This is a genomic window from Mycobacterium sp. 852013-51886_SCH5428379 (assembly GCF_001665575.1).
Taxonomy (GTDB): Bacteria; Actinomycetota; Actinomycetes; order Mycobacteriales; family Mycobacteriaceae; genus Mycobacterium.
This window is the reverse complement of the sequence record NZ_LZSU01000005.1, coordinates 11,991-32,083: the sequence shown is the minus strand read 5'-3', so window position 1 is coordinate 32,083 and position 20,093 is coordinate 11,991. Positions and strand designations below refer to the sequence as shown.

Genomic DNA, 20,093 nt, shown 5'->3' with positions numbered 1-20,093 from the left:
CATGATCGATTCCGTTTCTGCGGCAGATACATTCAGCGCCGAACGTTTCGCGCGGGTCGGCGTGGCCGCCGACGGAGAGGCGGCCGCGCGCCTGCGCGAGGAGTTCGCGCGCTGGCTGGAGATGCACTTCGAGCTCGATCCCGTCCGCTCCAGCGATCTGCTGCTGGCGACGAACGAAGCGCTGGCCAACGCCGCCGAATTCGCCTACTGGGAGGCGGCCGTCCCAGGGACCATGGACCTCGACGCCCTGTTCGATCCGACTACAGGCACCCTCACCGTCACCATCGTCGACCGTGGCACCTGGCGCGAGAAGACCCCGGAGATGGCCGATCGGGCGCGCGGGCGGGGCATCCCGCTGATGGAGGCGCTGACCGACCGGGCCGCGATCGACACGACGTCCGGCGGCACCCGCGTGCAGCTGCAGTGGACGGGTATCACCGCCCCTCCAGCCACCGTCGCCGGCTGACCCCGCCGCCGCGAAAGCGCTAGGCGCGGGGCCCTGCGGCGAACAAGCCCTTACCCGTGATGAACGGCAGATCCAGCGGTGTGCGGATACCCGGCGGAGCGGCGATGACGGCCGGGATCGCGTTCACGATACGGCCGGCGGCCGCGACGATGGCGGCGTGGTTGTGGTCGCCCCGGGCGCTGGTGGGGCAGATGTCCACCGCGTAGTTGGGTTCCCCGACGATCTCCACGCGATACGAGCCGCCGGGTTGGGCGGGCTGGGCCCAGTCCGGGCGCAGATCCTCCCGCAGGCGGGTGATGTGTTCGATGACGATGGCCGGCTTGTCGCCGCCGCCGTCGTTCACGATGCCCTCGATCTGGAACCGCACCGCCGCGACGGTGCCCTTCGCGATCCGTCCGACCGCCACCTCGATGTCCTCCGGGGCGGGCTCCTGTTCGACCGAATCCCGGATCTCGGTCACCTCGAGGCCGAACCCTGCGGCGAGCTGGCGGATCGCGGTACCCCACGCGATGCCCAGAACGCCGGGCTGGAACAGGATCGGCAGATCGCCGATCTCGTTGCCGAACCCCATCACGTCGAACATGACCTCGGCGCCGTCGTAGGTGGCGTAATCGGCGATCTCCATGCAGCGCACCTGTTCGAGATGGCTACAGGTGCTGGCGAAGGCGAACGGGATGAGGTCGTTGGCGAAACCCGGATCGACACCGTTGATGAAGATGCTCGAATTGCCCTGCTGCGCAGCGGTTTCGACACGGTCGATGTACTTGTCGGGGATGACACCCCACGGGTACTGCAACACGCCGGGCGCCGAGCCGACGACGTTGATGCCGGCTTCGAGGATGCGCCTGCAGTCGGCCATCGCCTCGGGCAACCGGGTGTCACCCATGGCGCAGTACACGACACAGTCCGGCCGGGTCGCCAAGGCCTCGTCGAGTCCCTTGGTGGCGACGATGCCCGTCGAGATGTCCAGCCCGGCAAGTTCTCCGGCATCCCGGCCGACCTTCTCGTCCGACGACACAGACAGCGCGACGAGCTCGTACTGCGGGTTGCCCAGCACCGCGGACAGCGCCAGTCGCCCGACGTTTCCCGTGCCGACGTGGGCCACCCGGATCGCCATGGATTCTCCTTCGCTTCGGTGCGACGAAAAAACTGGAACAAGTTCTAGTTCCCGCGGAAGCCTAGGGTAACCTTTCGCGGCATGGGACGGGTTGACGGAAAAGTTGCACTCATCAGCGGCGGAGCCCGGGGGATGGGTGCCGAGCACGCACGGGCACTGGTCGCCGAGGGCGCCAAAGTGGTGATCGGCGACATCCTCGACGACGAGGGCAAGGCCCTGGCCGAGGAGATCGGTGCGTCGGCCCGCTACGTGCACCTCGACGTCACCTCGGCCGAGGAGTGGGACGCCGCGGTGGCCATGGCGGTGAACGAGTTCGGCCTGCTCAACGTCCTGGTGAACAACGCCGGCATCGTGGCGCTCGGCAAGATCGGTGCGTTCGACATGGCGAAGTGGCAGAACGTCATCGACGTGAACCTGACCGGCACCTTCCTCGGCATGCAGGCCAGCGTCGAGGCCATGAAGGCCGCAGGCGGCGGATCGATCATCAATGTCTCGTCCATCGAGGGCATGCGCGGCGCGGTCATGGTGCATCCGTACGTGGCCTCGAAGTGGGCGGTGCGCGGCCTGAGCAAATCCGCGGCGCTGGAACTGGGGCCGCATCAGATCCGCGTCAACTCGATCCACCCCGGCTTCATCCGCACGCCCATGACCAAGTTCTTCCCCGACGACATGCTGACCATCCCGCTGGGCAGGCCGGGTCAGTCCGACGAGGTGTCAACGTTCGTGGTGTTCCTGGCCAGCGACGAGTCCCGGTATGCGACCGGCGCCGAATTCGTGATGGACGGCGGCCTGGTCAACGACGTCCCCCACAAGCTCTGATTGGCCCAAACGAACAAACGGGCGGGAAAGTGCGAGTAGATCTCGCCGTTTCGTCGATCTCGGCGTGCGGGCGGGCCATTGCAGGCTCGGTTCGGACAGTTCCGTAGGCTCGTCGGGTCGAGTCGGCCCACAGGAGGAACCCCGCATGCCCGAAGGCGATCAGCGCCAGGATCTGCAACAGGTCGCCGAGGAGGCCGGTTGGCGGCGCAACGACCTCGGCCGGGTCGACCTCTATCTGCGCGGCGACACCCGGGTCCGGGTGGTGTGGCGTGGCAGTGACGCCATCAGCGGCGCCACCCTCACCCAGGACGACGTCATGATGACCTACACCCGTGATCTGCCGACCGCGACCAGCTGGCTCAAGCGCTGATCCCGCCGCGGCCTAGGTTGAACGAGTGAGCGCACGCGCAGGCATCGTCGTCACCGGCACCGAGGTATTGACGGGCCGGGTCCAGGACCGCAACGGGCCGTTTCTGGCCGACCGGCTGCTCGAACTGGGCGTCGAGCTGGCGCACATCACGCTGTGCGGCGACCGGCCCGGCGACATCGAGGCGCAGCTGCGGTTCCTCGCCGGTGAAGGCGTCGACCTCATCATCACCAGCGGGGGCCTGGGCCCGACCGCTGACGACCTCACCGTCGCCACCGTCGCGAAATTCTGCGGCGTCGACCTCGTGCTCGATCCCGTGCTCGAGGAGCGCATCGCCGGCATCCTGCGCACCCTCATGGGCAACCGGGCCGACGTCGACTTCGACGCCGTCTTGGCGGCCAACCGGAAGCAGGCCATGGTGCCGGTCGGAGCGACGGTGCTCGACCCCGTGGGCACCGCACCCGGCGTCGTCGTACCGGGTACGCCGACCGTCCTGGTGCTGCCCGGCCCGCCGCGCGAACTGCAGCCGATGTGGCGGGCGGCAGTGCAGACCGACGCCGTCTGGCAGGCCATCGCAGGGCGAACCGAGTACGAGCAGCAGACCGTGCGGATGTTCGGCCTACCTGAGTCGGGGCTGGCCGAGACCCTGCGCGCCGCCGAACACGACATCCCCGGCTTCGACGCCCTGGAGATCACCACCTGCCTGCGCCGCGGCGAGCTGGAGATCGTCACCCGCTACGAGCCCGCCGCCGCCGACACCTACCGTGCGCTGCTGGCCGTGCTGCGCGACCGGCACTCCGCCGCACTGTTCTCCGAGGACGGGTCGCTGGTCGACGATCAGGTCGCCGCGCTGCTGGCCGGCCGGATGATCGCGACTGCCGAATCGTGCACTGCGGGTCTGCTCGCGGCCCGGCTCACCGACCGCGCGGGGTCGTCGGCCTACGTCGCAGGCGGTGTGGTCAGCTATTCGAACGCCGCGAAGATCGAATTGCTCGGCGTCCCCTCGGAACTCATCGACCGACTCGGCGCGGTCTCCGAACCGGTGGCCGAGGCGATGGCCGACGGCGCGCTGCGACGCTTCGGCGCCGACGTCGGGGTGGGCATCACCGGCATCGCCGGTCCGGGCGGAGGCAGTGAGGAGAAACCGGTCGGCACGGTGTGCTTTTCGGTCCGTACCGCCGACGGCCGCGGCGAGACCCGGACCCTGCGGCTGCCCGGCGACCGCGCCGACGTCCGCGAACGGTCGACCACCGTCGCGATGCACATGCTGCGACGGCTGCTGGCATCCTGACTCAGGTGCGGTCGGCGCGGTCCCAGATGTCCTTCATCGACATCAGGATCGCCCTGGCCTGACCGAGCCCGCCCAGATGGCTCTCGCCCGACACAGGGTGGAGCTCGGCGTCGGGCAGGCGTGCCACACAGTGCTGGCCGTGGGCGAACGGGATGATGTGGTCGACGTCGCCGTGCCACCAGCGCACGGTGACCTTCACGTCCTCGAGGCGGAACCCCCAGTCCCTGGCGAACGCCACCACGTCGGCGAACGGCGCAGCGAGCTGTTTGCGGCTGCCGTTGAGCAGGTCGTCGAGGAACATCGCCCGGAACTCGGGCCGCACCAGCATCCGGCGGTCGGGTTCCGGGGACACCGCCGCGTAGATGTACAGCGCGGGATCGGCGACCGGCCGGATCAGCCGGATCAGCGTGCCCGCGGTCAACCGGATGGGGGTGCTTGCGACCTCGAGGAACGGCGCCACGCGCGAGCCGAGCTTCATCAGCCCGCCCCCGATGGCATCCGGGCCGATGGTCGGCGCGACGCCCCCGATGATGCCTGCGCCGATCACCCGCTCGGGCATGGCCGCCGCGCAGGCCAGTGCGTACGGACCGCCACCGGAGAGCCCGATGACCGCCATCCGATCGATGCCGAGGGTGTCGGCGATGATGCGCAGGTCGTCGGCGAACGCCAGCACGTTCGGATACTGGTGCGGGGTGGACGAGCCGATCCCCGGTCGGTCGATGCCGATCAGCCGGAGGTTCTCCTCCTCGGCGATGGCACGGGCCTCGGCGGGGATCTGCCTGCGCGCACCCGGCGTGCCGTGCAACCAGAACACCGCGCGGCCACGGGGATCCCCGAATTCGGCGAATCCGATACGGCGGTCGTCGTCGACCGCGATGTTGCCCTCCAGCTTCGGGCGGGCGATAGGCGGGACCATGATCTGAAGTGTCGCACGCCACCGGGACACCCCGGCTCGGGCCTGGAGTGCCTAGGTGCCCACCCAGCCCAGCGGACGCCGCTGCGCCCACGGCGCCACCTTCTCCAGTTGCGCCGCGAGTTGCAGCAGGACCGTCTCCTCGGGCGCCATCAGTTGCACGCCGACCGGCAGGCCGGCCGACGTCACCCCGAGCGGCAGCGAGATCGCCGCCCACCCGGTGACATTGGCGAGCGCCGTCCACCCCGTGGTGGCGAACTCGACGTCGAAGAACGCCCTGGTGGTGCCGCGGGGCTGATCGAGCATCCGGTACGGCGGCGGCCCGGTCAGCAGGGTCGGCGCCAGCAGGACGTCGTGGCCGGCCATCGCGGCCACGAAGCGGCGGGTCTCGGCGTGCACGGTCTCGATCGCCGCGGCGTACTGCACACCCGTCGTGGTGAACCCCTCGCGCACCATCACCCAGGTGCTGGCCTCGAATTCGTCCTCCTGCGGCGGCCGGCCCAGATGCGCGGTCGCCAGGGCGTGCAGGCCGGCGTTGCTCACGTTGTGCAGGACGGCGATCGCGTCGGCGATGGCGTCGGCGTCGACCGTCGGGGCACCGGTGCCGACGTGGTGCCCGAGTTCGCCCAGCAACCGGGCGGTGGACTCGACCGCCGCGGTGACGTCCGGATCGGTCGGCGGCGCCGGGAACGGTGGCTGCGTCGCCATCAGGACGCGGACGCCGACCGGCGGATTCTCGATGGCGGCCAGGTACGGCGCCGGTGGCGGCGCGGCGTTGTAGGGGTCGCCGGGATCGCCGCCGGCCACTGCGTCGAGCAGGGCGGCGCTGTCGCGGACGGTCCGGGTCAGGGCGTGCTCGACGGCCAGCCCCTCGAGCAGGTGCCCGGCGGCCGGACCGAACGACGTGCGGGCCCGGCGCGGTTTGAGCCCGACCAGACCGCAGCACGACGCCGGCACCCGGATGGAACCGGTGCCGTCACCGCCGGAGGCCGCGGGCACCACCCCGGCGGCGACCGCGGCCGCCGACCCGCCGCTGGACCCGCCCGGCGTCACGTCGGGCGCCCAGGGGTTGACGGTGGCGCCGGACAGCGACGGCTCGGTGGTGCAGTGGTTGCCCCACTCGGGGGTGTTGGTCTTGCCGAACACCACGAGTCCGGCGGCGAGATAGCGGTCGACGATCCACGCGTTCTGCGGCGCGAACCGGTTGCGCAGCGCCCGCGATCCCATCGATTCCGGCGCGCCGCCCAGCGACGCACCGAGGTCTTTGAGCAGGAACGGCACCCCGGCCAGCGGTCCCGCACCACCGCCGCGCAAGCGGCCGGACGCGTCGAGCGCCTCGGCCTGGGCGCGGCCCCGGTCGAACAGTTCGTGCACGACCGCGTTGAGTGCCGTGCCCGCCTCGAGGCGGATCAGGGCTGCGTCGAGCAGCTCTACCGCCGACACCTCCCCGGCGGCGGCGAGCGCCGCCTGCCCGATGGCGTCGACGGTCGCGAGTTCGAATGCCGAGTCAGTGTCCATATCTCCTCCGATGCCCGGCGATCCTGCAATGCGCCGGGCCGACTGGCAACCCGGCGCACCGCAGGGAATCGTCAGCCCGCGACGGAGGCGTCGTAGATGGCCTGGATCGTCGCGTCGAGGGTGGCGTTGAAGTCCTCGTCGGACTGCTGCGCCGACAGCCCCTCGGTGAGCGCCCGGCTGAAGCTGGCGATGACGCCGGTGTTCTCGGCGAGCTTGGCGTTGGCGTCCTCGCGGGAGTATCCGCCCGACAGCGCCACCACCCGCAGCACCCGGTCGTGCTCCACCAGCGGCCGGTAGTGGTTGGCCGTCGACGGCAGCGTCAGCTTGAGCATCACCTGCTGGTCGGCCGGGACGGAGTCGAGGTTCTTGGCGATCTCCTCGAGCAGGATGTCCTCGGCTGCGGCCTTGTCGTCGATCGAGATGGTGACCTCGGGCTCGATGATCGGTACCAGACCGTGCGACAGCACCTGGTGGGCGACCTCGAACTGCTGGGCCACCACCGCGGCGATGCCCTTGGCGTTCGCACCGCCGATCACCGAACGCTCCTTGGTGCCGAAGATGCCGTTGTCGACGCCGCGCTTGAGCAGCTCGTCGAGCTGGGGCATCGGCTTCATCAGCTGTACGTCGTCGGAGGCGTCGGCCAGCCCCTTGTCGATCTTGAGGAACGGTACGACGCCCTTGTCCTCCCACAGGAACGCCGCCGACGGCTTTCCTTCGATGTGACGGTCCATCGTCTGCTCGAACAGGATCGCCCCGAGCACCCGGTCGCCGGTGAACACCGGCGAGGTGATGATGCGCGAGCGCATCTTGTGGATCAGGTCGAACATCTCGTCCTCGGACGAGTACTCGTTCTCCTCGACGCCGTACAGCCGCAAGGCCTTCGGGGTCGACCCGCCGCTCTGGTCGAGCGCGGCGATGAAGCCCTTGCCCGCCGCCAGCTTGTCGGTCTGCTGTTGATTGGCCATCGGTGCTGTCCACTCCTTTGAAGACGATTGTCGCCGTGTTCCGGCTCTGAGGATATTCGCCGGGTGCGGGCACTTTTCGGCCGGTGTCGTGGTTGGCTGAGGCCGGCAGTGGAAATACCCCCGGCGACACCGCGCGGGCGGTGCCGAGGCGACGCGGAGAGAGAGAAGGACGACCATGCGCACACTGACTCGTTGGGCACTGGCCACCGTCGCGACGGCCATGGCGACCACCCCCGCGGCGAGCTTCGCCGTCAGCATGGCGATGGCGGAGAACAGCGGGCAGTTCCTGCCGCTCAACACGGTGCTGCGGCGCTGCGACTTCAGCACGATGGACTACTACGACGCCGTGGGCACCGGCCGGCCCACCGCCACCGTGCGCTCCTCGGGCGGTCAGGTCACCGCGGACGTGCAGATGGTCCTCGCCAAGCCGAACGCCACCTATCAGGTGCGGTTGATCCAGATGCCGCGCGAATCGTGGGAGGGCTGCCATGCGGGCGGCCAGGGCACCGCCGTGCTGGACCTGCGCACCGACGGGGCGGGCGCCGGCGCGGTGACGCTGTCCGCACCGCTGATGTCGGGGGCGACGGGTGCCTGGGTTGCCGTCGACCTGCCGCAGCCGGGTGCGCAGGGGCCGGCGGAGTTCTACTCCAGCGACCTCATCGCCAAGGTCTGACGCGTCAACGGACGGCGGCCGCGATCGCCGCGGCACTGCGGTCGATGTCGGCGTCGGTGGTCGCCCAGTTCGACACCGAGATCCGCAGCACGTAATCGCCCCGCCAGGTCGTGCCACCGAGCCAGCAGGTGCCGTCCTGCTGCACCGCCGCCACTGCGGCGCGGTTGGCGTCGTCACCGCCGGGCAGCCGCACCAGCACCTGATTGAGCACCACGTCGTTGAGCACGTCGGCGCCGGGGATCGCGGCGAGCCGGTCGGCCATCCGCCGGGCCTGAGCGCAGTTGCGGTCGACCAGCTGTGCGATCCCGGTACGGCCCAGCGCCCGGATCGCGGCGTACACCGGTACCGCGCGGGCCCGCCGGGAGCTCTCGGGCACGTAGTCGGTGTTGTCGCGCTGCCCCGGATCCTTCACCAGATAGGGCCCCGACAGACCCATCGCCGCACGCTGCGCTTCGGCGTTCCGGACGATCGCGGTGGCACAGTCGTACGGCACGTTGAGCCACTTGTGCGCGTCGACCGCCCAGGAGTCGGCGCGGTGCACGCCGTCGGTCAGGTGGCGGGTCGACGGCGCGGCGGCGGCCCACAGCCCGAACGCGCCGTCGACGTGCAGCCACGCATCGTGCGCGGCGCAGACGTCGGCCACGGCGTCGAACGGGTCGAATGCGCCGGTGGCGACGTTGCCGGCCTGTGCGCACACGATCGCGGGTCCGTCGCCTGCCGACAGTGCCTCCGCCAACGCGTCGGGGTCCATCCGGCCCTGTGCGTCGACCGGGATGCGTTGCGCGGTGGCGGCACCCAGCCCCAGGAGGCGCAGCGCGGTGTGGATGGTGGCGTGGGCCTGTTCGCCGCAGAGCACCCGCAGTCGCGGGGCGCCGATCAGGCCGTCGCGCTCGACGTCCCACCCGGCCCGCGCCAGGACCGTGTGGCGGGCCGCGGCCAGACAGGTGGTGTTGGCGCCCTGGCCGCCGGTGACGAATCCGACGCCGGCCGTGGCGGGTAGGCCGAGCAGCTCGAGCAGCCAGCCGGCGGTGATCTCCTCGATGGCCGCGCCGGCGGGGGACAGGGCGTGGAACGCCGCGCTCTGATCCCAGGCCGAGACCAGCCAGTCGGCGGCCAGCGCCGCCGGTAGCGCCCCGCCGACCACGAAACCGAAGTGCCGCGGTCCGGCGCTGGCGACCAGGCCGGGGTCCGCGCCCTCGGCCAGCGCGTCGATCACGGCGTCGGCGTCCTGACCGTGCTCGGGCAGCGGTCCGCCGAGGGCGGGGTGGAGGTCGGGGGCGGCGACGCGGCTGCCCACCGGCCGCTCGTCGAGTCCGGCCAGGAACGTCTGTGCGTGATGGACGGCGGCATGCAGGCCGGCCGTGCGATCTGGTGTGGTCATCTGGCCATCGAGCCTATCGGCCGCGGTCGGCGGAAAACGGGGTGCGACGCATGATTCGGCTGTGGCACTGTCGGACCCTGTGCACACCGACGTGACCCCCCGCCCGGCGGCCGACGACGACTGGTCGCGGATGCTGCGGCTCGACGCCACCAGCTTCGGCCACGTCGTCGATCCGGCGGCGATGGCGGCGTGGCGGTCGATGATCCCCGCGGGCGGTGCGGTGGTCGTCGAGGACGACGGCGACATCGTCGGTCAGGCCCTGTATCTCGACATGGAGCTGACCGTGCCGGGCGGCGGCCGGCTGCCGGTGGCGGGGATCAGCTGGGTGGCCGTCGCCCCGACCCATCGCCGAAGGGGTCTGCTGCGTTCGATGCTGACCGAACTGCACGACCGGATCGCCGCGGCCGGCTATCCGCTCACCGCGTTGACCGCCAGCGAGGGCGGGATCTACGGCCGCTTCGGCTTCGGTCCCGCGACCATCGAGCAGAGCTGGTCGGTGGACCGGCGTCGCGCGCAGTTCCGTCCCGACGCACCGGATCCCGGCGGCGTCCGGATCGTCACGCCTGCTGAGCGCGTCGACGACCTCGTCGAACGCTACGACCGATGGCGGGCCGTCACCCCCGGCGGCCTGATTCGCCCGCGTGCCCTGTGGGACGACCTGATGGCCGACCGCGACGGCGAACGTGGCGGCGGCAGCCCGTTGTTCGCGTTCCTGCACCCCGACGGGTACGTGCTCTACCGCGCCCACGGTGAGGGCGCCAGGTACGTCCGGGTGGTGGAGAAGGTCGCGGTCACCGCGGAGGCCGATGTCGCGCTGTGGCGCACGCTGTGCGGTATGGATCTGATGGAGCGTATCGAGATCGAGACGCATCCGGCCGATCCGCTGCCGTATCTGCTGACCGACGCCCGCGCCGTGCGCACCACCGCCGCCGGCGACGCGCTGTGGTTGCGGCTCAACGACATTCCCGCCGCGCTCCAGGCCCGCGCGTACGCCGCCGACCTCGCGGTCGTGCTACGGGTGACCGACGGCTTCCGCGGCGGCGGCGGCACGTTCGCGCTGCGTGTCACGGACGGTCACGCGCACTGCGCGGCAACCGACGCGGTCGCAGACGTGGAACTCGACGTGGACGTGCTCGGGTCGCTGTACCTCGGCGCCCACCGGGCGTCGTCGTTCGCCGTGGGGAATCGACTGCGCTGCAACGACTCCGGGCTCGTCAGCCGCCTCGATGCCGCGTTCGCCACCGACGTCACCGCCGAGCTGGGTTATCCGTTCTAGCCGGACGCCTCACCGGCGCGACGCCGGTACGCCGACGGCGTCTCCCCGCAGAACTGGGCGAAGGCCCGGGTGAACGAGCTCAGGCTGTCGAAGCCGACCGCGTGAGAGGTCTCCTGGACCGACGCCCCCGGTGCGGCCAGCAGCGCCATGGCGCGCAGCATCCGCGCGTGCAACAGATAGGTGCGCCAGGGCAATCCGAGTTCCTCCTGGAAGTGCCTGCGCAGGGTGCGCTCCGACACCGACACCGCACGGCTGACCTGCTCGCAGGTGACGGTGCCGAGATGCTGTTTGGTGTAGGACATCGCGGCGGAGACGATCGGGTGGTCCGACGTCGGCAGGCTCAGCGGCGCCTCGTGGTCGAGCGCCTCGGCCACCAGCGCGGCCAGCGTCCGGAAGAACCCGTCCGACACCTCGTCACCGTCCGGCCTGTTGATCGGCCAGCGCAACGCGTAGATCATCATCTCGCGGATCAGCGGCGACACCGCCAGGATTCGCGCGCGGTCGTCGCCATCGGCGATCAGCGCGCGGTCGAACATCACCGCGACGGTCTTCACGTCGGGGTTCATCACGGCCTGGTGCTCGAGGCCGGCGGGGATCCAGGCGGCCTGCTGGGGCGGCAACAGGTAATGCGCGGAATCGGTTTCGACTTCGACGACGCCGTGCAGCGCGTACTCGATCTGGTGGACCTCGTGCGAATGCCATCCGGTGATGAGGGCGTCGCCCTCGTAGAGATAGCTGCCTCCGAGCGCACGCCCACCGCGGCGCAATTCGATGATCCGGCGGCGTGGGCCGAGATTGGCCGGTTCGGACAATAATCTGTCCGAAGACGCAGAGACGGTCACGGTTTTCCACGGTACTACTGGGATATGAATGTCGACGACCTGATCCTGGTGAGTATCGATGACCACGTCGTGGAGCCACCCGACATGTTCCTCAACCACGTCCCCGAGAAGTACAAGGCCGACGCGCCGATCGTCGTGACCGACGACAAGGGCGTCGACCAGTGGATGTACCAGGGGCGGCCGCAGGGCGTCAGCGGGCTCAACGCCGTCGTGTCGTGGCCGGCCGAGGAATGGGGCCGTGACCCGGCCGGGTTCGCCGAGATGCGACCCGGCGTCTACGACGTGCACGAGCGCGTGCGGGACATGAACCGGAACGGCATCCTCGCCTCGATGTGCTTCCCGACCTTCACCGGATTCTCCGCGCGGCATCTGAACATGCACCGCGAAGAGGTCACCCTCGTCATGGTGTCGGCCTACAACGACTGGCACATCGACGAATGGGCCGGCTCCTACCCCGACCGGTTCATCCCCATCGCCGTCCTGCCGACGTGGAACCCCGAGGCGATGTGCAAGGAGATCCGCCGCGTCGCCGCCAAGGGCTGCCGCGCCGTGACCATGCCCGAACTGCCGCACCTGGAAGGGCTTCCGAGCTACCACGACGAGGACTACTGGGGTCCGGTCTTCCGGACGCTGTCGGAGGAGAACGTGGTGATGTGCCTGCACATCGGCACCGGGTTCGGCGCGATCAGCATGGCGCCCAACGCCCCGATCGACAACCTGATCATCCTGGCCACGCAGGTCTCGGCGATGTGCGCACAGGATCTGCTGTGGGGCCCGGCGATGCGCAACTATCCCGATCTGAAGTTCGCGTTCTCCGAGGGCGGGATCGGCTGGATCCCGTTCTATCTCGATCGCAGCGACCGGCACTACACCAACCAGAAGTGGCTGCGCCGCGACTTCGGCGACAAGCTGCCGTCGGACGTGTTCCGTGAGCATTCGCTCGCCTGCTACGTCACCGACAAGACGTCGCTGAAGCTGCGCCACGAGATCGGCATCGACATCATCGCCTGGGAATGCGACTACCCGCACTCGGACTGCTTCTGGCCCGACGCTCCCGAGCAGGTGCTGGCCGAACTCAACGCCGCGGGCGCGTCCGATTCGGACATCAACAAGATCACCTGGGAGAACTCCTGCCGGTTCTTCGGCTGGGATCCGTTCAAGCTCACCCCCAAGGAGGAGACGACGGTGCGGGCGCTGCGGGCGAAGGGCGCCGACGTCGACGTGTCGATCCGGTCGCGGGCCGAGTGGCGGCGGCTGTACGAGGAGAAACAGCTCGCCAGGACGTAAGACGAGGCCTGAGTCGCGTGCTTGCGTAGAGTCCGCCCGATGACTGCCGACCCGACGGACCTCGACCTCGCCCTGCCGTCCGGACGGGTCCGGGTGCGGACCTGGGGTGCCGACGAGGCGCCGCTGCTGCTCTGCGTGCACGGCATCTCGGCGAATCTGACCGCGTTCACTCACCTGGCCGAGCAGCTTGCCGGCCCCCGGCGGCGGGTGGCCGCGTTCGATCTTCGTGGTCGGGGCCGCAGCGAGGTCACCCTGGCGGGCAGCTACGGGCTCGACGCCCACACCCGCGACGTGTTCGACGTGGCCACCGCGCTGGGCGCCGACACCTTCGACGTCGCCGGGTGGTCGCTCGGCGCGCTGATCGCCATGCAGGCGGCGGTCGACGACGGCGCGCGGCTGCGCAGCGTCGCGCTGATCGACCACATCGGCCCCGCCCAGGCTGCCGCGTTGGCGCCGGTGCGCGAGGGGTTCGCGCGGCTGGAGGCGGCGGTCGGCTCACCCGCCGAGTACCTCGACTCGGTCCGCGCCGCCGGTGTCATCGACCACTGGACGTCGTTCTGGGATGAGCACTACACCTACGAACTGGCCGAACTGCCCGACGGGATGTGGCAGCCGACGTCGTCGCGGGCGGCGGCCGAGGAAGACCTCTTCCAGCGCTGGCCGCGGGACTGGTCGGACTACTGGCGGGCCCTGCGGATGCCGACCGTGGCGGTGCGCGCCGCCAAACCGCTCAACGGCGTCGCGCTGATCGCCGACGACGCCGTCCACGCTCTGCATACGGTCAACCCGGCCGTCCGCGTGGTCGATGCGCCCGACAGCAACCACTTCACCTGCGTCACCGACCCCGTCACGGTGGCCGCGATCGCGCAGAACCTGCCGTAAATCGGTTGGCCGACGCCCGCAGATGAGGCACCGTCGACCCTGTGGTGGACGTCGAGGCCTGGTCGCAGCAGGGTGTGCTGAAGATCGAACAACCGGAGTTGCGGACCGCGGCCGACGCCGCGCGCGCCCGGCTGTGGCGCCAGATCGGGCTCACCCCAGACGACTCAACGGCGTGGACCAAACCGGTGGTGTGGACCGCGGACATGACGGGCGATGGTCCGTTCGGGGAGCTGGCGCGCAGCCCCCGGTTGGCCGACGCGTTGGACCGGGTCTGCGGGCCGGGCGTGTGGCAGCCGCGGGGCGCGCTCGGCAACATCCCGGTCCGGTTCCCCGTCCGGCCCGGCGACGACGACCGCGGCTGGCACGTCGACCTCAACACCCCGCAGCCCGATGGCTCCTGGCTGGTCAGCGCGCGGCCGCACACGATGCTGGTGCTGACCCTGCTCTCCGACGTCGGACCCCGTGACGCGCCGACCCGCATCCGGATCGGATCCCATCGTGCGGTCGCCGCGGCGCTGGGCGACCGGGCGCTCGACGCCGTGGCGGCCGGTGCGATCGCCGAACGCGCCAGTGCCGACTGCGCCGTCATTCCGGCCACCGGCACGGCGGGCGACGTGTATCTGCTGCATCCGCTGACCGTGCATGCCGCTGACGAACACCGGGGCAGCACACCGCGTTTCATGGCTCAGGGGCCGGTGCTGCTCACCCGGCCGCTCACGCCGTGACCGCTCAGCCGGCGACGACGACGGTCAGCTGCCGCTGGACGCGCTCCACCCGCATCCCGGCGCGGCGGGCGATGGCCGCCACGGCCGCCGCGTCGGCCGGTTCGGCGCGCGTGGTGGCCAGCACCCGTGCAAGCCGGCCTTTGTGGGCCTTGTTGAAATGACTGACGACGGTTCGCCGGCCGTCGGCGTGTTCGGCGACGACGTCGACGTCGACCGCCGAGGGGATCTTCGCCAGCGCGGCGTAGGACCCGGACCGCAGGTCGACGACGAGTTCCTGTTCCGCGATGCGCGCGAGCACCGGTTCGAGTTCCGACCGCCAGCGCGCGGCGAGTGTCGGGCGGCCGGGCAGCTTCGACGACGCCGACAGCCGATAGGCCGGTACGGCGTCGTCGGCGCGCAACAGACCGAACAGCGCTGATCCGACGGCCAGCCGGCTGCGGGCGCGCGCGGCCGCAGCGGCGCTCAGCGAGCCGAAGTCGAGGGCGTCGTAGAGGACGCCGGTGTAGCGCTCGATGGCCGGCAGGGTGGGGGAGGTGCGCAGCGCGGCGTTGCGGTCGATCTCGGCGTTCTGACTGGCCGACAGGCCGAGTGCACGCCTGCTGGCCTCCGGGTCCGCGGCCAGCGCGATCAGCTCGTCGACCAGCGCCGTGCGCACTGGTTCCAGTTCCGGCGAGGTGAGCCCGTCGATGCGCAGGGGCGGCCCGTCCCCGCCCACACGTTTGGTCTCCGAGGGCGGCAGCAGCACGAGCACGGCGACGAGGGTAGCGGGCCGGTTTCTCGAACAACTCGTCAGACCGGAATCCGCCGCTGCCGATCCGACGCCGGCCATACGTAGGGCAGGTCGTCCGGGACGTCGCCGAAGACGCGGCGGTAGTGGTCGGGATCCTTGCGGACCAACGCCGAGCGGTGACTGCGGTGCACGGCGTCATCGCCCAGCCACGGCGGCAGGTCGCCGTCGGCCGCGAGCGCCTCCTGGGTGCGGACGGCGCTGATGCCGACAGTCGCGGCGAGGTCGGTCACCAGCGTGGTGGCGCAGGTGTCGGCGCGGTCGTTGCGGCACCACTGGTCGCAGATCTGTAATCCGTACCGGACCAGCGCTTCCTCGTAGCCCGCCCACATCGCCGCGGCTGGGTGATGCCGCCATCCGTACCCGGGCACGGTCAGGGCCCGCAGCACCTGGATCGTCTCGACCCGCTGCTTGCCGAGTCTGCGCAGGTCGAGTACCGCGGCGCTGTCGTCGAAGCCGGCGTAGGGCAGAAAGGTCTGCATCGATCACGGCGTACCCGCGCCCGCGGGGGCCCACACCGCTCAGGCGGACGCGAGCAACAGGGGTACGCGCTGTTCGGCGTCGGTGAGCGAACCGTGGTGACCGCGCAGCGACGATTCGAGAGGTTCGGTCGACCGCCGCACCAGGGCTGCGGAATCCCTTGCCGCGACGACGATGTCGCCGATCCGGCGCCGTGCGTCGTCGGCGATGCGATCGCCGAACCAGCCCGCCGCGATCGCTTCGTCGCGGGTGGCCACCCACGCCCGCTCACCGAGGGTCTCGCGCCAGGCGGCCGCCACCGAGGCGCCGGCGCCGTCGGCGACGTAGACGTACCGGGCACGGGCCTCGCCCGCGATCGTGACGACGCCGTCGTGCAGCTCAGGGGTGGCGTCGAGGTCGACAACGGCGTCCGGGTCGACCTCGACCATGCCGTGATCGGCGACGACGGCGAGCAGCCCGCCCGAGGGCAGCCCGGCGACCACCGACTCGACGAGCCGGTCGACCTGCCGCAGCTGCATCCGCCACGCGGTCGAACCCGGCCCGTACAGATGCCCGAGGAGATCGAGATCGCCGTGGTACCCATAGCAGAACCCGCCCTCGGCGAGGACGGCGCGCACCGACGCGGCCAGGTCGCCGAGGCCGTGGACGCCGAGGAACCGGCCGCCCCGCAGCACCGCGCGTGTCAGCCCCGATCCGGCGAATTCGGCGTTGGACACCACGCTGACGGCCATCCCCGTCGCGGCGGCCCGCTCGAAGACAGTCGGCATCGCCTGCACGTCCTCCGGCGGGGCGTCGCCGAGGAGATCGGCGCCGCCGGGATGGGTGCGCCAACGCAGCGGATTGATCACACCCGCGTCGGGCAACCGGAACGTGTAGCCGACCATGCCGTGCGCCCCGGACCGACAACCGGTGCCGACCGCGGCGAGGCTGGCGACCGTGGTCGACGGGAAGCCGACCTGCAGGCTCTGGCCGCGTAGAGCGCTCAGCACGGGCGCGTCGGCGGCGTGCCGGCTCAGCAGGTCGGCGCCGAGGCCGTCGATGAGCAGTACGCAGGCCGCCCGTACGTCGACGGCGAGGTCGATGCGCCGGTCGAAGCCCGGCACGTTCATCGCGGCGAGCATCGAGGGCACGACGTCGGCGAGGTGGGGGAGCTCAGTTCGCGGACGGGGCAACTCCATCCGCGAAGCCTGTCACATGACGGGTCGCGTCAGGCCGCCATCGGCGGGGGCGGCAGCGGTGCGCCCGGAGGCGGCGGGGGCGGCGCCTCGGGGATCGGCAGATACATCTGGTTGGTGAACTGCGGCTGGAAGGCGCCGCCGCCACCGATCTGCACGCCGCCACCCTCGCCGGAGGACACCGGGGTGCCGTCGGGCAGCGTGACCGCCGCGTGGCCGCTGTTCCAGCCGATCACCAGCGCGCCCGGCTCGGAGCCGTGCTGGAAGCCGCGGCTGGCGAGAGCGTTTTCCATGTTCGCGGTCGTGAAGCGGTCGCCGTAGACCGGTCGGCCGGTGGCGGCGTTACTGACCCAGGATGCCAGCCCGGAGCAGTCCGTGCCGGCAGGCGAGTCACCGCCACTGATGTACGGCGTGCCCGATACCGAGCTGACAAGTGTCAACAGTGATGCAAGAGCAAACATGCGGCCGGACATTAACAGCGGTCGAAAACCATGCCAAACGGCGTGAGCGCCTTCATGTTTGACTGATTCAGTGAGCACAGTCACACCGAATGGAGCACGTCAGCGGCGTGTTGCCGTCCGCCGTCCCGGTTTTGCTCGATCAGCTTACAGATTCGCGGGGGCGCGGCGAATTCCCCGTCAACAGTCACATTCGGCAAAGGTCGGTTCGCTCCGGCGAGCCCGTCGCCGGCACCGACGCCGCAGCATTGAGGCGCCCATGGCCGCGCCGATGGCCGGGTTTGACCAGCAACCGAGCGGGTGCATATGGTCACTGAGGCAGCCGCATGGTTGCACATCGAAGGGCTTTCATGGACAAGGTGTTCAAGGCACTCGCGGACCCGAGCCGTCGGCGTCTCCTCGACAAACTCAACTGGCGCAACGGTCAGACCCTGCGCGACCTGTGCGCAGGGCTGCAGACGAGCCGGCAATCGGTCAGCAAGCACCTCGCGGTCCTCGAATCAGCGGATCTGGTCACCACCGTGCGCCGCGGCCGCGAGAAGCTGCACTACCTGAACGTGGAGCCGATCAACGCTGTGTCCGACCGTTGGATCAACCAGTACGACCGTGCCCGGATCCAGGTCTTGGCCGACCTCGAGACGGCTCTGGAAACTCCTCCGACGCACGGCAGTGAACCGTTCGTCTACACCAGCTACATCCGCACCACGCCGGAGCGCCTGTGGCAGGCCGTCACCGACCCGGCCTACTCCGCTCGCTACCTGGGCCACGCGATGCACTCGAGTTGGGAGAAGGGCGCCGCCTACACGTGGGTCGACAACGGACTCGAGATCGCCCACCCGGATCAGATCGTGCTGGAATCCGATCCCTACGCCCGGCTCGCCTACACCTTCCACACCTTCGTCCCGGAGATCGCCTCGATCGCCGAGGTGGACGCCCAGACGCTCGCGCAGGCCGCCGTCGAACAACGCTCCCGAGTGACGCTCGACATCGAGCAGGTGGATGGACAGGTCAGGCTCACCCTCACCCACGACGGATTCGATCCGGGCGGCGTTGTGCGGCCGCTGATCTCGGCGGGGTGGCCATACAAACTCTCGACGCTCAAGACGGGCCTGGAGCAGGGGTGAGGTCCGGCGCGGTCGTCGTCATCAGCCGGACGATCTCGTCCCGGTCGGCCGCCGACGGCAGGCCCATGCCGGGGACGTAGCCGTACACCTCGTGCAGCGGCGTGGCGGTCATGCGGCCGTCGAGGATGTCCACGGATTCGGTGCTGATGAGGCCGGGGTGTTCGACCCCGCAGGCCTCGGCGACCTTGATCAGATCACGCCGCAGGGTCTTGACGTAGTTCGCCGCGCGCACCGCTTTGACATCCGGCACCAGACCGCGGGCCAACCACTTGTTCTGCGTGGCGACGCCCGTGGGGCACATGTCGGTGTGGCACTTCTGCGCCTGGATGCAGCCGATCGCCAGCATCGCCTCGCGCGCGACGCTGACCATGTCGCATCCCAGCGCGAAACCGACGACCGCATTGACCGGCAGCCCCAACTTCCCGCCGCCGATGAACACGACGTCCTCGTGCAGTCCACGCTCGGCGAAGATCCGGTACACCTGGGCGAATCCCAGCTGGAACGGCAGTGAGACGCTGTCGGTGAAGATCAGCGGCGCCGCGCCCGTACCGCCCTCGCCGCCGTCGATGGTCACGAAATCGACGCCGCGGTCGGTTTCCCGCATCTGATCGGCGAGCTCCTCCCAGAAGTCGAGGTCGCCGACCGCGGCCTTGACGCCTACCGGCAGACCGGTCTCCGCGGCGAGTAGCTCCACCCAGTCGAGCAGGCTGTCGGTGTCCCAGAACTCGGTGTGCCGGGACGGGCTCACGCAGTCGCGGCCCTCCGGTACGCCCCGCGCGGCCGCGATCTCCGCGGACACCTTGGGTGCGGGCAGCACCCCGCCGAGGCTGGGTTTGGCGCCCTGGCTCAGCTTGATCTCCAGGGCCCGGACCGGCGCGTCGGCGATGACGGCCTTCAACTTGTCCAGGGAGAAGCCGCCCGCGTCGTCCCGGCAGCCGAAATAGGCGGTGCCGATCTGGAACATGAGCTCACCGCCGTGCCGATGGTGCCGGGAGATACCGCCCTCGCCGGTGTTGTGCAGGCAGTCGGCCAGTGCAGCACCGCGATTCAAGGCCTCCACGGCGTTACCCGACAGCGATCCGAAACTCATCGCGGAGATATTGACCACCGACGTGGGCCGGAATGCGCCTGCGCGTCCCCGCGCCGCGCCGAGCACCTTCGCGCACGGCACCTTCACCTCGTATCCGGCCGCGGCCGACGAGGCCGGCGCGTTACTGCCGAAGGTCCGGTGCTTGATGACGGCGTAACCCGAGGTGTGCTCGACGTCGTTGTCGGTGCCGAATCCGAAGTAGTTGTTCTGCTTCTTGGCCGACGCGTACACCCAACGGCGCTGATCCCTGGTGAACGGGCGCTCTTCGTCGTTGGCCGCGACGACGTACTGCCGCAACTCCGGGCCGACGGCTTCGATCAGGTACCGGGCATGCCCGACCAGCGGATAGTTCCGCAGCAGCGCGTGCTTGTTCTGGACGAGATCTCGCGCGGCGGCGGCCGCCAGCGCCGAGGCGGCTGCGGCGGCGAGGGCCGGAAGGGTGCGACTCACGTCACAG

At 70.3% G+C, this 20,093-nt stretch carries 21 protein-coding genes; 10 read left to right on the top strand and 11 right to left on the bottom strand.

All coding sequences use genetic code 11. The features are described 5' to 3' along the window. Position 1: 1 nt before the first annotated feature. Positions 2-466, top strand: a complete 465-nt coding sequence (locus A5757_RS00920; RefSeq protein ID WP_066828089.1) for an ATP-binding protein — start codon at positions 2-4, stop codon at positions 464-466. 19 nt (positions 467-485) lie between these two features. Here the strand turns inward: A5757_RS00920 and A5757_RS00915 are convergent, their stop codons facing one another. Next, entirely contained in the window at positions 486-1,583 is a 1,098-nt protein-coding gene (locus A5757_RS00915; protein WP_066828088.1) for a diacylglycerol kinase, read from the bottom strand. A gap of 81 nt (positions 1,584-1,664) precedes the next feature. Between A5757_RS00915 and A5757_RS00910 the strand changes: the two genes are divergently transcribed. The 3 genes from A5757_RS00910 to A5757_RS00900 all read left to right on the top strand — a co-directional run bounded on the left by A5757_RS00910 (position 1,665) and on the right by A5757_RS00900 (position 4,060). Continuing rightward, positions 1,665-2,402 carry a glucose 1-dehydrogenase gene (locus A5757_RS00910; protein WP_066828087.1) on the top strand — a complete coding sequence of 246 codons (738 nt, stop codon included), beginning with the start codon at positions 1,665-1,667 and terminating at the stop codon, positions 2,400-2,402. A gap of 145 nt (positions 2,403-2,547) precedes the next feature. After that, complete coding sequence (locus A5757_RS00905) at positions 2,548-2,772, top strand: hypothetical protein (protein ID WP_066828086.1); 225 nt, start codon at positions 2,548-2,550, stop codon at positions 2,770-2,772. A gap of 25 nt (positions 2,773-2,797) precedes the next feature. After that, positions 2,798-4,060, top strand: a complete 1,263-nt coding sequence (locus A5757_RS00900; RefSeq protein ID WP_066828085.1) for a competence/damage-inducible protein A — start codon at positions 2,798-2,800, stop codon at positions 4,058-4,060. A 1-nt stretch (position 4,061) separates the two neighbouring features. On the opposite strand, the gene A5757_RS00895 is transcribed toward A5757_RS00900, so the two are convergent. The 3 genes from A5757_RS00895 to A5757_RS00885 all read right to left on the bottom strand — a co-directional run bounded on the left by A5757_RS00895 (position 4,062) and on the right by A5757_RS00885 (position 7,456). Further along, on the bottom strand, positions 4,062-4,976 hold the full coding sequence (locus A5757_RS00895) for an alpha/beta fold hydrolase (protein ID WP_066828084.1): 915 nt from the start codon (positions 4,974-4,976) through the stop codon (positions 4,062-4,064). Positions 4,977-5,027: 51 nt separating this feature from the next. Then, positions 5,028-6,491, bottom strand: coding sequence for an amidase (locus A5757_RS00890; protein WP_066828083.1), 1,464 nt, complete (start codon positions 6,489-6,491; stop codon positions 5,028-5,030). A gap of 71 nt (positions 6,492-6,562) precedes the next feature. Continuing rightward, complete coding sequence (locus A5757_RS00885; RefSeq protein ID WP_066828082.1) at positions 6,563-7,456, bottom strand: fructose bisphosphate aldolase; 894 nt, start codon at positions 7,454-7,456, stop codon at positions 6,563-6,565. Positions 7,457-7,631: 175 nt separating this feature from the next. On the opposite strand from A5757_RS00885, the gene A5757_RS00880 reads away from it, so the two are divergent. Next, positions 7,632-8,129 (top strand): hypothetical protein, encoded by a 498-nt coding sequence (locus A5757_RS00880; protein WP_066828081.1) that lies wholly within the window; start codon positions 7,632-7,634, stop codon positions 8,127-8,129. Positions 8,130-8,133: 4 nt separating this feature from the next. Here A5757_RS00880 and A5757_RS00875 read toward each other — a convergent pair whose 3' ends face one another. Next, entirely contained in the window at positions 8,134-9,510 is a 1,377-nt protein-coding gene (locus A5757_RS00875; protein WP_066828080.1) for an aminotransferase class V-fold PLP-dependent enzyme, read from the bottom strand. Positions 9,511-9,571: 61 nt separating this feature from the next. Here A5757_RS00875 and A5757_RS00870 point away from each other — a divergent pair, with 61 nt between their 5' ends. Beyond that, positions 9,572-10,786, top strand: coding sequence for an enhanced intracellular survival protein Eis (locus A5757_RS00870; protein WP_082929246.1), 1,215 nt, complete (start codon positions 9,572-9,574; stop codon positions 10,784-10,786). Here the strand turns inward: A5757_RS00870 and A5757_RS00865 are convergent. After that, a complete protein-coding gene (locus A5757_RS00865; RefSeq protein WP_082929245.1) occupies positions 10,783-11,628 on the bottom strand; it encodes a helix-turn-helix transcriptional regulator in 846 nt (281 codons plus the stop codon). The two genes, A5757_RS00870 and A5757_RS00865, sit on opposite strands and share 4 nt — an antisense overlap. 24 nt (positions 11,629-11,652) lie before the next feature. Here A5757_RS00865 and A5757_RS00860 point away from each other — a divergent pair, with 24 nt between their 5' ends. Genes A5757_RS00860 through A5757_RS00850 form a run of 3 tightly spaced genes read left to right on the top strand, consistent with a single transcriptional unit; the run spans position 11,653 to position 14,522 of the window. After that, a complete protein-coding gene (locus A5757_RS00860; RefSeq protein WP_066828078.1) occupies positions 11,653-12,915 on the top strand; it encodes an amidohydrolase family protein in 1,263 nt (420 codons plus the stop codon). Between the two features lie 39 nt (positions 12,916-12,954). After that, positions 12,955-13,797 (top strand): alpha/beta fold hydrolase, encoded by an 843-nt coding sequence (locus tag A5757_RS00855; RefSeq protein WP_066828077.1) that lies wholly within the window; start codon positions 12,955-12,957, stop codon positions 13,795-13,797. Positions 13,798-13,838: 41 nt separating this feature from the next. Next, positions 13,839-14,522 carry a phytanoyl-CoA dioxygenase family protein gene (locus A5757_RS00850; protein ID WP_066828076.1) on the top strand — a complete coding sequence of 228 codons (684 nt, stop codon included), beginning with the start codon at positions 13,839-13,841 and terminating at the stop codon, positions 14,520-14,522. A gap of 4 nt (positions 14,523-14,526) precedes the next feature. On the opposite strand, the gene yaaA is transcribed toward A5757_RS00850, so the two are convergent. Genes yaaA through A5757_RS00830 form a run of 4 tightly spaced genes read right to left on the bottom strand, consistent with a single transcriptional unit; the run spans position 14,527 to position 17,425 of the window. Further along, positions 14,527-15,273 carry a peroxide stress protein YaaA gene (yaaA, locus tag A5757_RS00845; RefSeq protein ID WP_066828075.1) on the bottom strand — a complete coding sequence of 249 codons (747 nt, stop codon included), beginning with the start codon at positions 15,271-15,273 and terminating at the stop codon, positions 14,527-14,529. A 38-nt stretch (positions 15,274-15,311) separates the two neighbouring features. After that, positions 15,312-15,791 carry an MSMEG_6728 family protein gene (locus A5757_RS00840; protein ID WP_066828074.1) on the bottom strand — a complete coding sequence of 160 codons (480 nt, stop codon included), beginning with the start codon at positions 15,789-15,791 and terminating at the stop codon, positions 15,312-15,314. Positions 15,792-15,830: 39 nt separating this feature from the next. Further along, on the bottom strand, positions 15,831-16,967 hold the full coding sequence (locus A5757_RS00835; RefSeq protein ID WP_066828073.1) for an alkaline phosphatase family protein: 1,137 nt from the start codon (positions 16,965-16,967) through the stop codon (positions 15,831-15,833). Between the two features lie 29 nt (positions 16,968-16,996). Beyond that, a complete protein-coding gene (locus A5757_RS00830; protein WP_156618084.1) occupies positions 16,997-17,425 on the bottom strand; it encodes a peptidoglycan endopeptidase in 429 nt (142 codons plus the stop codon). 347 nt (positions 17,426-17,772) lie between these two features. On the opposite strand from A5757_RS00830, the gene A5757_RS00825 reads away from it, so the two are divergent. Continuing rightward, positions 17,773-18,546 (top strand): metalloregulator ArsR/SmtB family transcription factor, encoded by a 774-nt coding sequence (locus A5757_RS00825; protein ID WP_066828072.1) that lies wholly within the window; start codon positions 17,773-17,775, stop codon positions 18,544-18,546. Here the strand turns inward: A5757_RS00825 and A5757_RS00820 are convergent. Then, a complete protein-coding gene (locus tag A5757_RS00820) occupies positions 18,521-20,086 on the bottom strand; it encodes an FMN-binding glutamate synthase family protein (RefSeq protein ID WP_066828071.1) in 1,566 nt (521 codons plus the stop codon). The genes A5757_RS00825 and A5757_RS00820 overlap by 26 nt on opposite strands. Positions 20,087-20,093: the final 7 nt, after the last annotated feature.

Bases quoted from the DNA above. Each gene is read 5' to 3' on its own strand.
- A5757_RS00920 (WP_066828089.1), top strand. From the start codon at position 2: ATGATCGATTCCGTTTCTGCGGCAGATACATTCAGCGCCGAACGTTTC.
- A5757_RS00915 (WP_066828088.1), bottom strand. From the start codon at position 1,583: ATGGCGATCCGGGTGGCCCACGTCGGCACGGGAAACGTCGGGCGACTG.
- A5757_RS00910 (WP_066828087.1), top strand. From the start codon at position 1,665: ATGGGACGGGTTGACGGAAAAGTTGCACTCATCAGCGGCGGAGCCCGG.
- A5757_RS00905 (WP_066828086.1), top strand. From the start codon at position 2,548: ATGCCCGAAGGCGATCAGCGCCAGGATCTGCAACAGGTCGCCGAGGAG.
- A5757_RS00895 (WP_066828084.1), bottom strand. From the start codon at position 4,976: ATGGTCCCGCCTATCGCCCGCCCGAAGCTGGAGGGCAACATCGCGGTC.
- A5757_RS00890 (WP_066828083.1), bottom strand. From the start codon at position 6,491: ATGGACACTGACTCGGCATTCGAACTCGCGACCGTCGACGCCATCGGG.
- A5757_RS00885 (WP_066828082.1), bottom strand. From the start codon at position 7,456: ATGGCCAATCAACAGCAGACCGACAAGCTGGCGGCGGGCAAGGGCTTC.
- A5757_RS00880 (WP_066828081.1), top strand. From the start codon at position 7,632: ATGCGCACACTGACTCGTTGGGCACTGGCCACCGTCGCGACGGCCATG.
- A5757_RS00875 (WP_066828080.1), bottom strand. From the start codon at position 9,510: ATGACCACACCAGATCGCACGGCCGGCCTGCATGCCGCCGTCCATCAC.
- A5757_RS00860 (WP_066828078.1), top strand. From the start codon at position 11,653: ATGAATGTCGACGACCTGATCCTGGTGAGTATCGATGACCACGTCGTG.
- A5757_RS00855 (WP_066828077.1), top strand. From the start codon at position 12,955: ATGACTGCCGACCCGACGGACCTCGACCTCGCCCTGCCGTCCGGACGG.
- A5757_RS00840 (WP_066828074.1), bottom strand. From the start codon at position 15,791: ATGCAGACCTTTCTGCCCTACGCCGGCTTCGACGACAGCGCCGCGGTA.
- A5757_RS00835 (WP_066828073.1), bottom strand. From the start codon at position 16,967: ATGGAGTTGCCCCGTCCGCGAACTGAGCTCCCCCACCTCGCCGACGTC.
- A5757_RS00830 (WP_156618084.1), bottom strand. From the start codon at position 17,425: ATGTTTGCTCTTGCATCACTGTTGACACTTGTCAGCTCGGTATCGGGC.
- A5757_RS00825 (WP_066828072.1), top strand. From the start codon at position 17,773: ATGGACAAGGTGTTCAAGGCACTCGCGGACCCGAGCCGTCGGCGTCTC.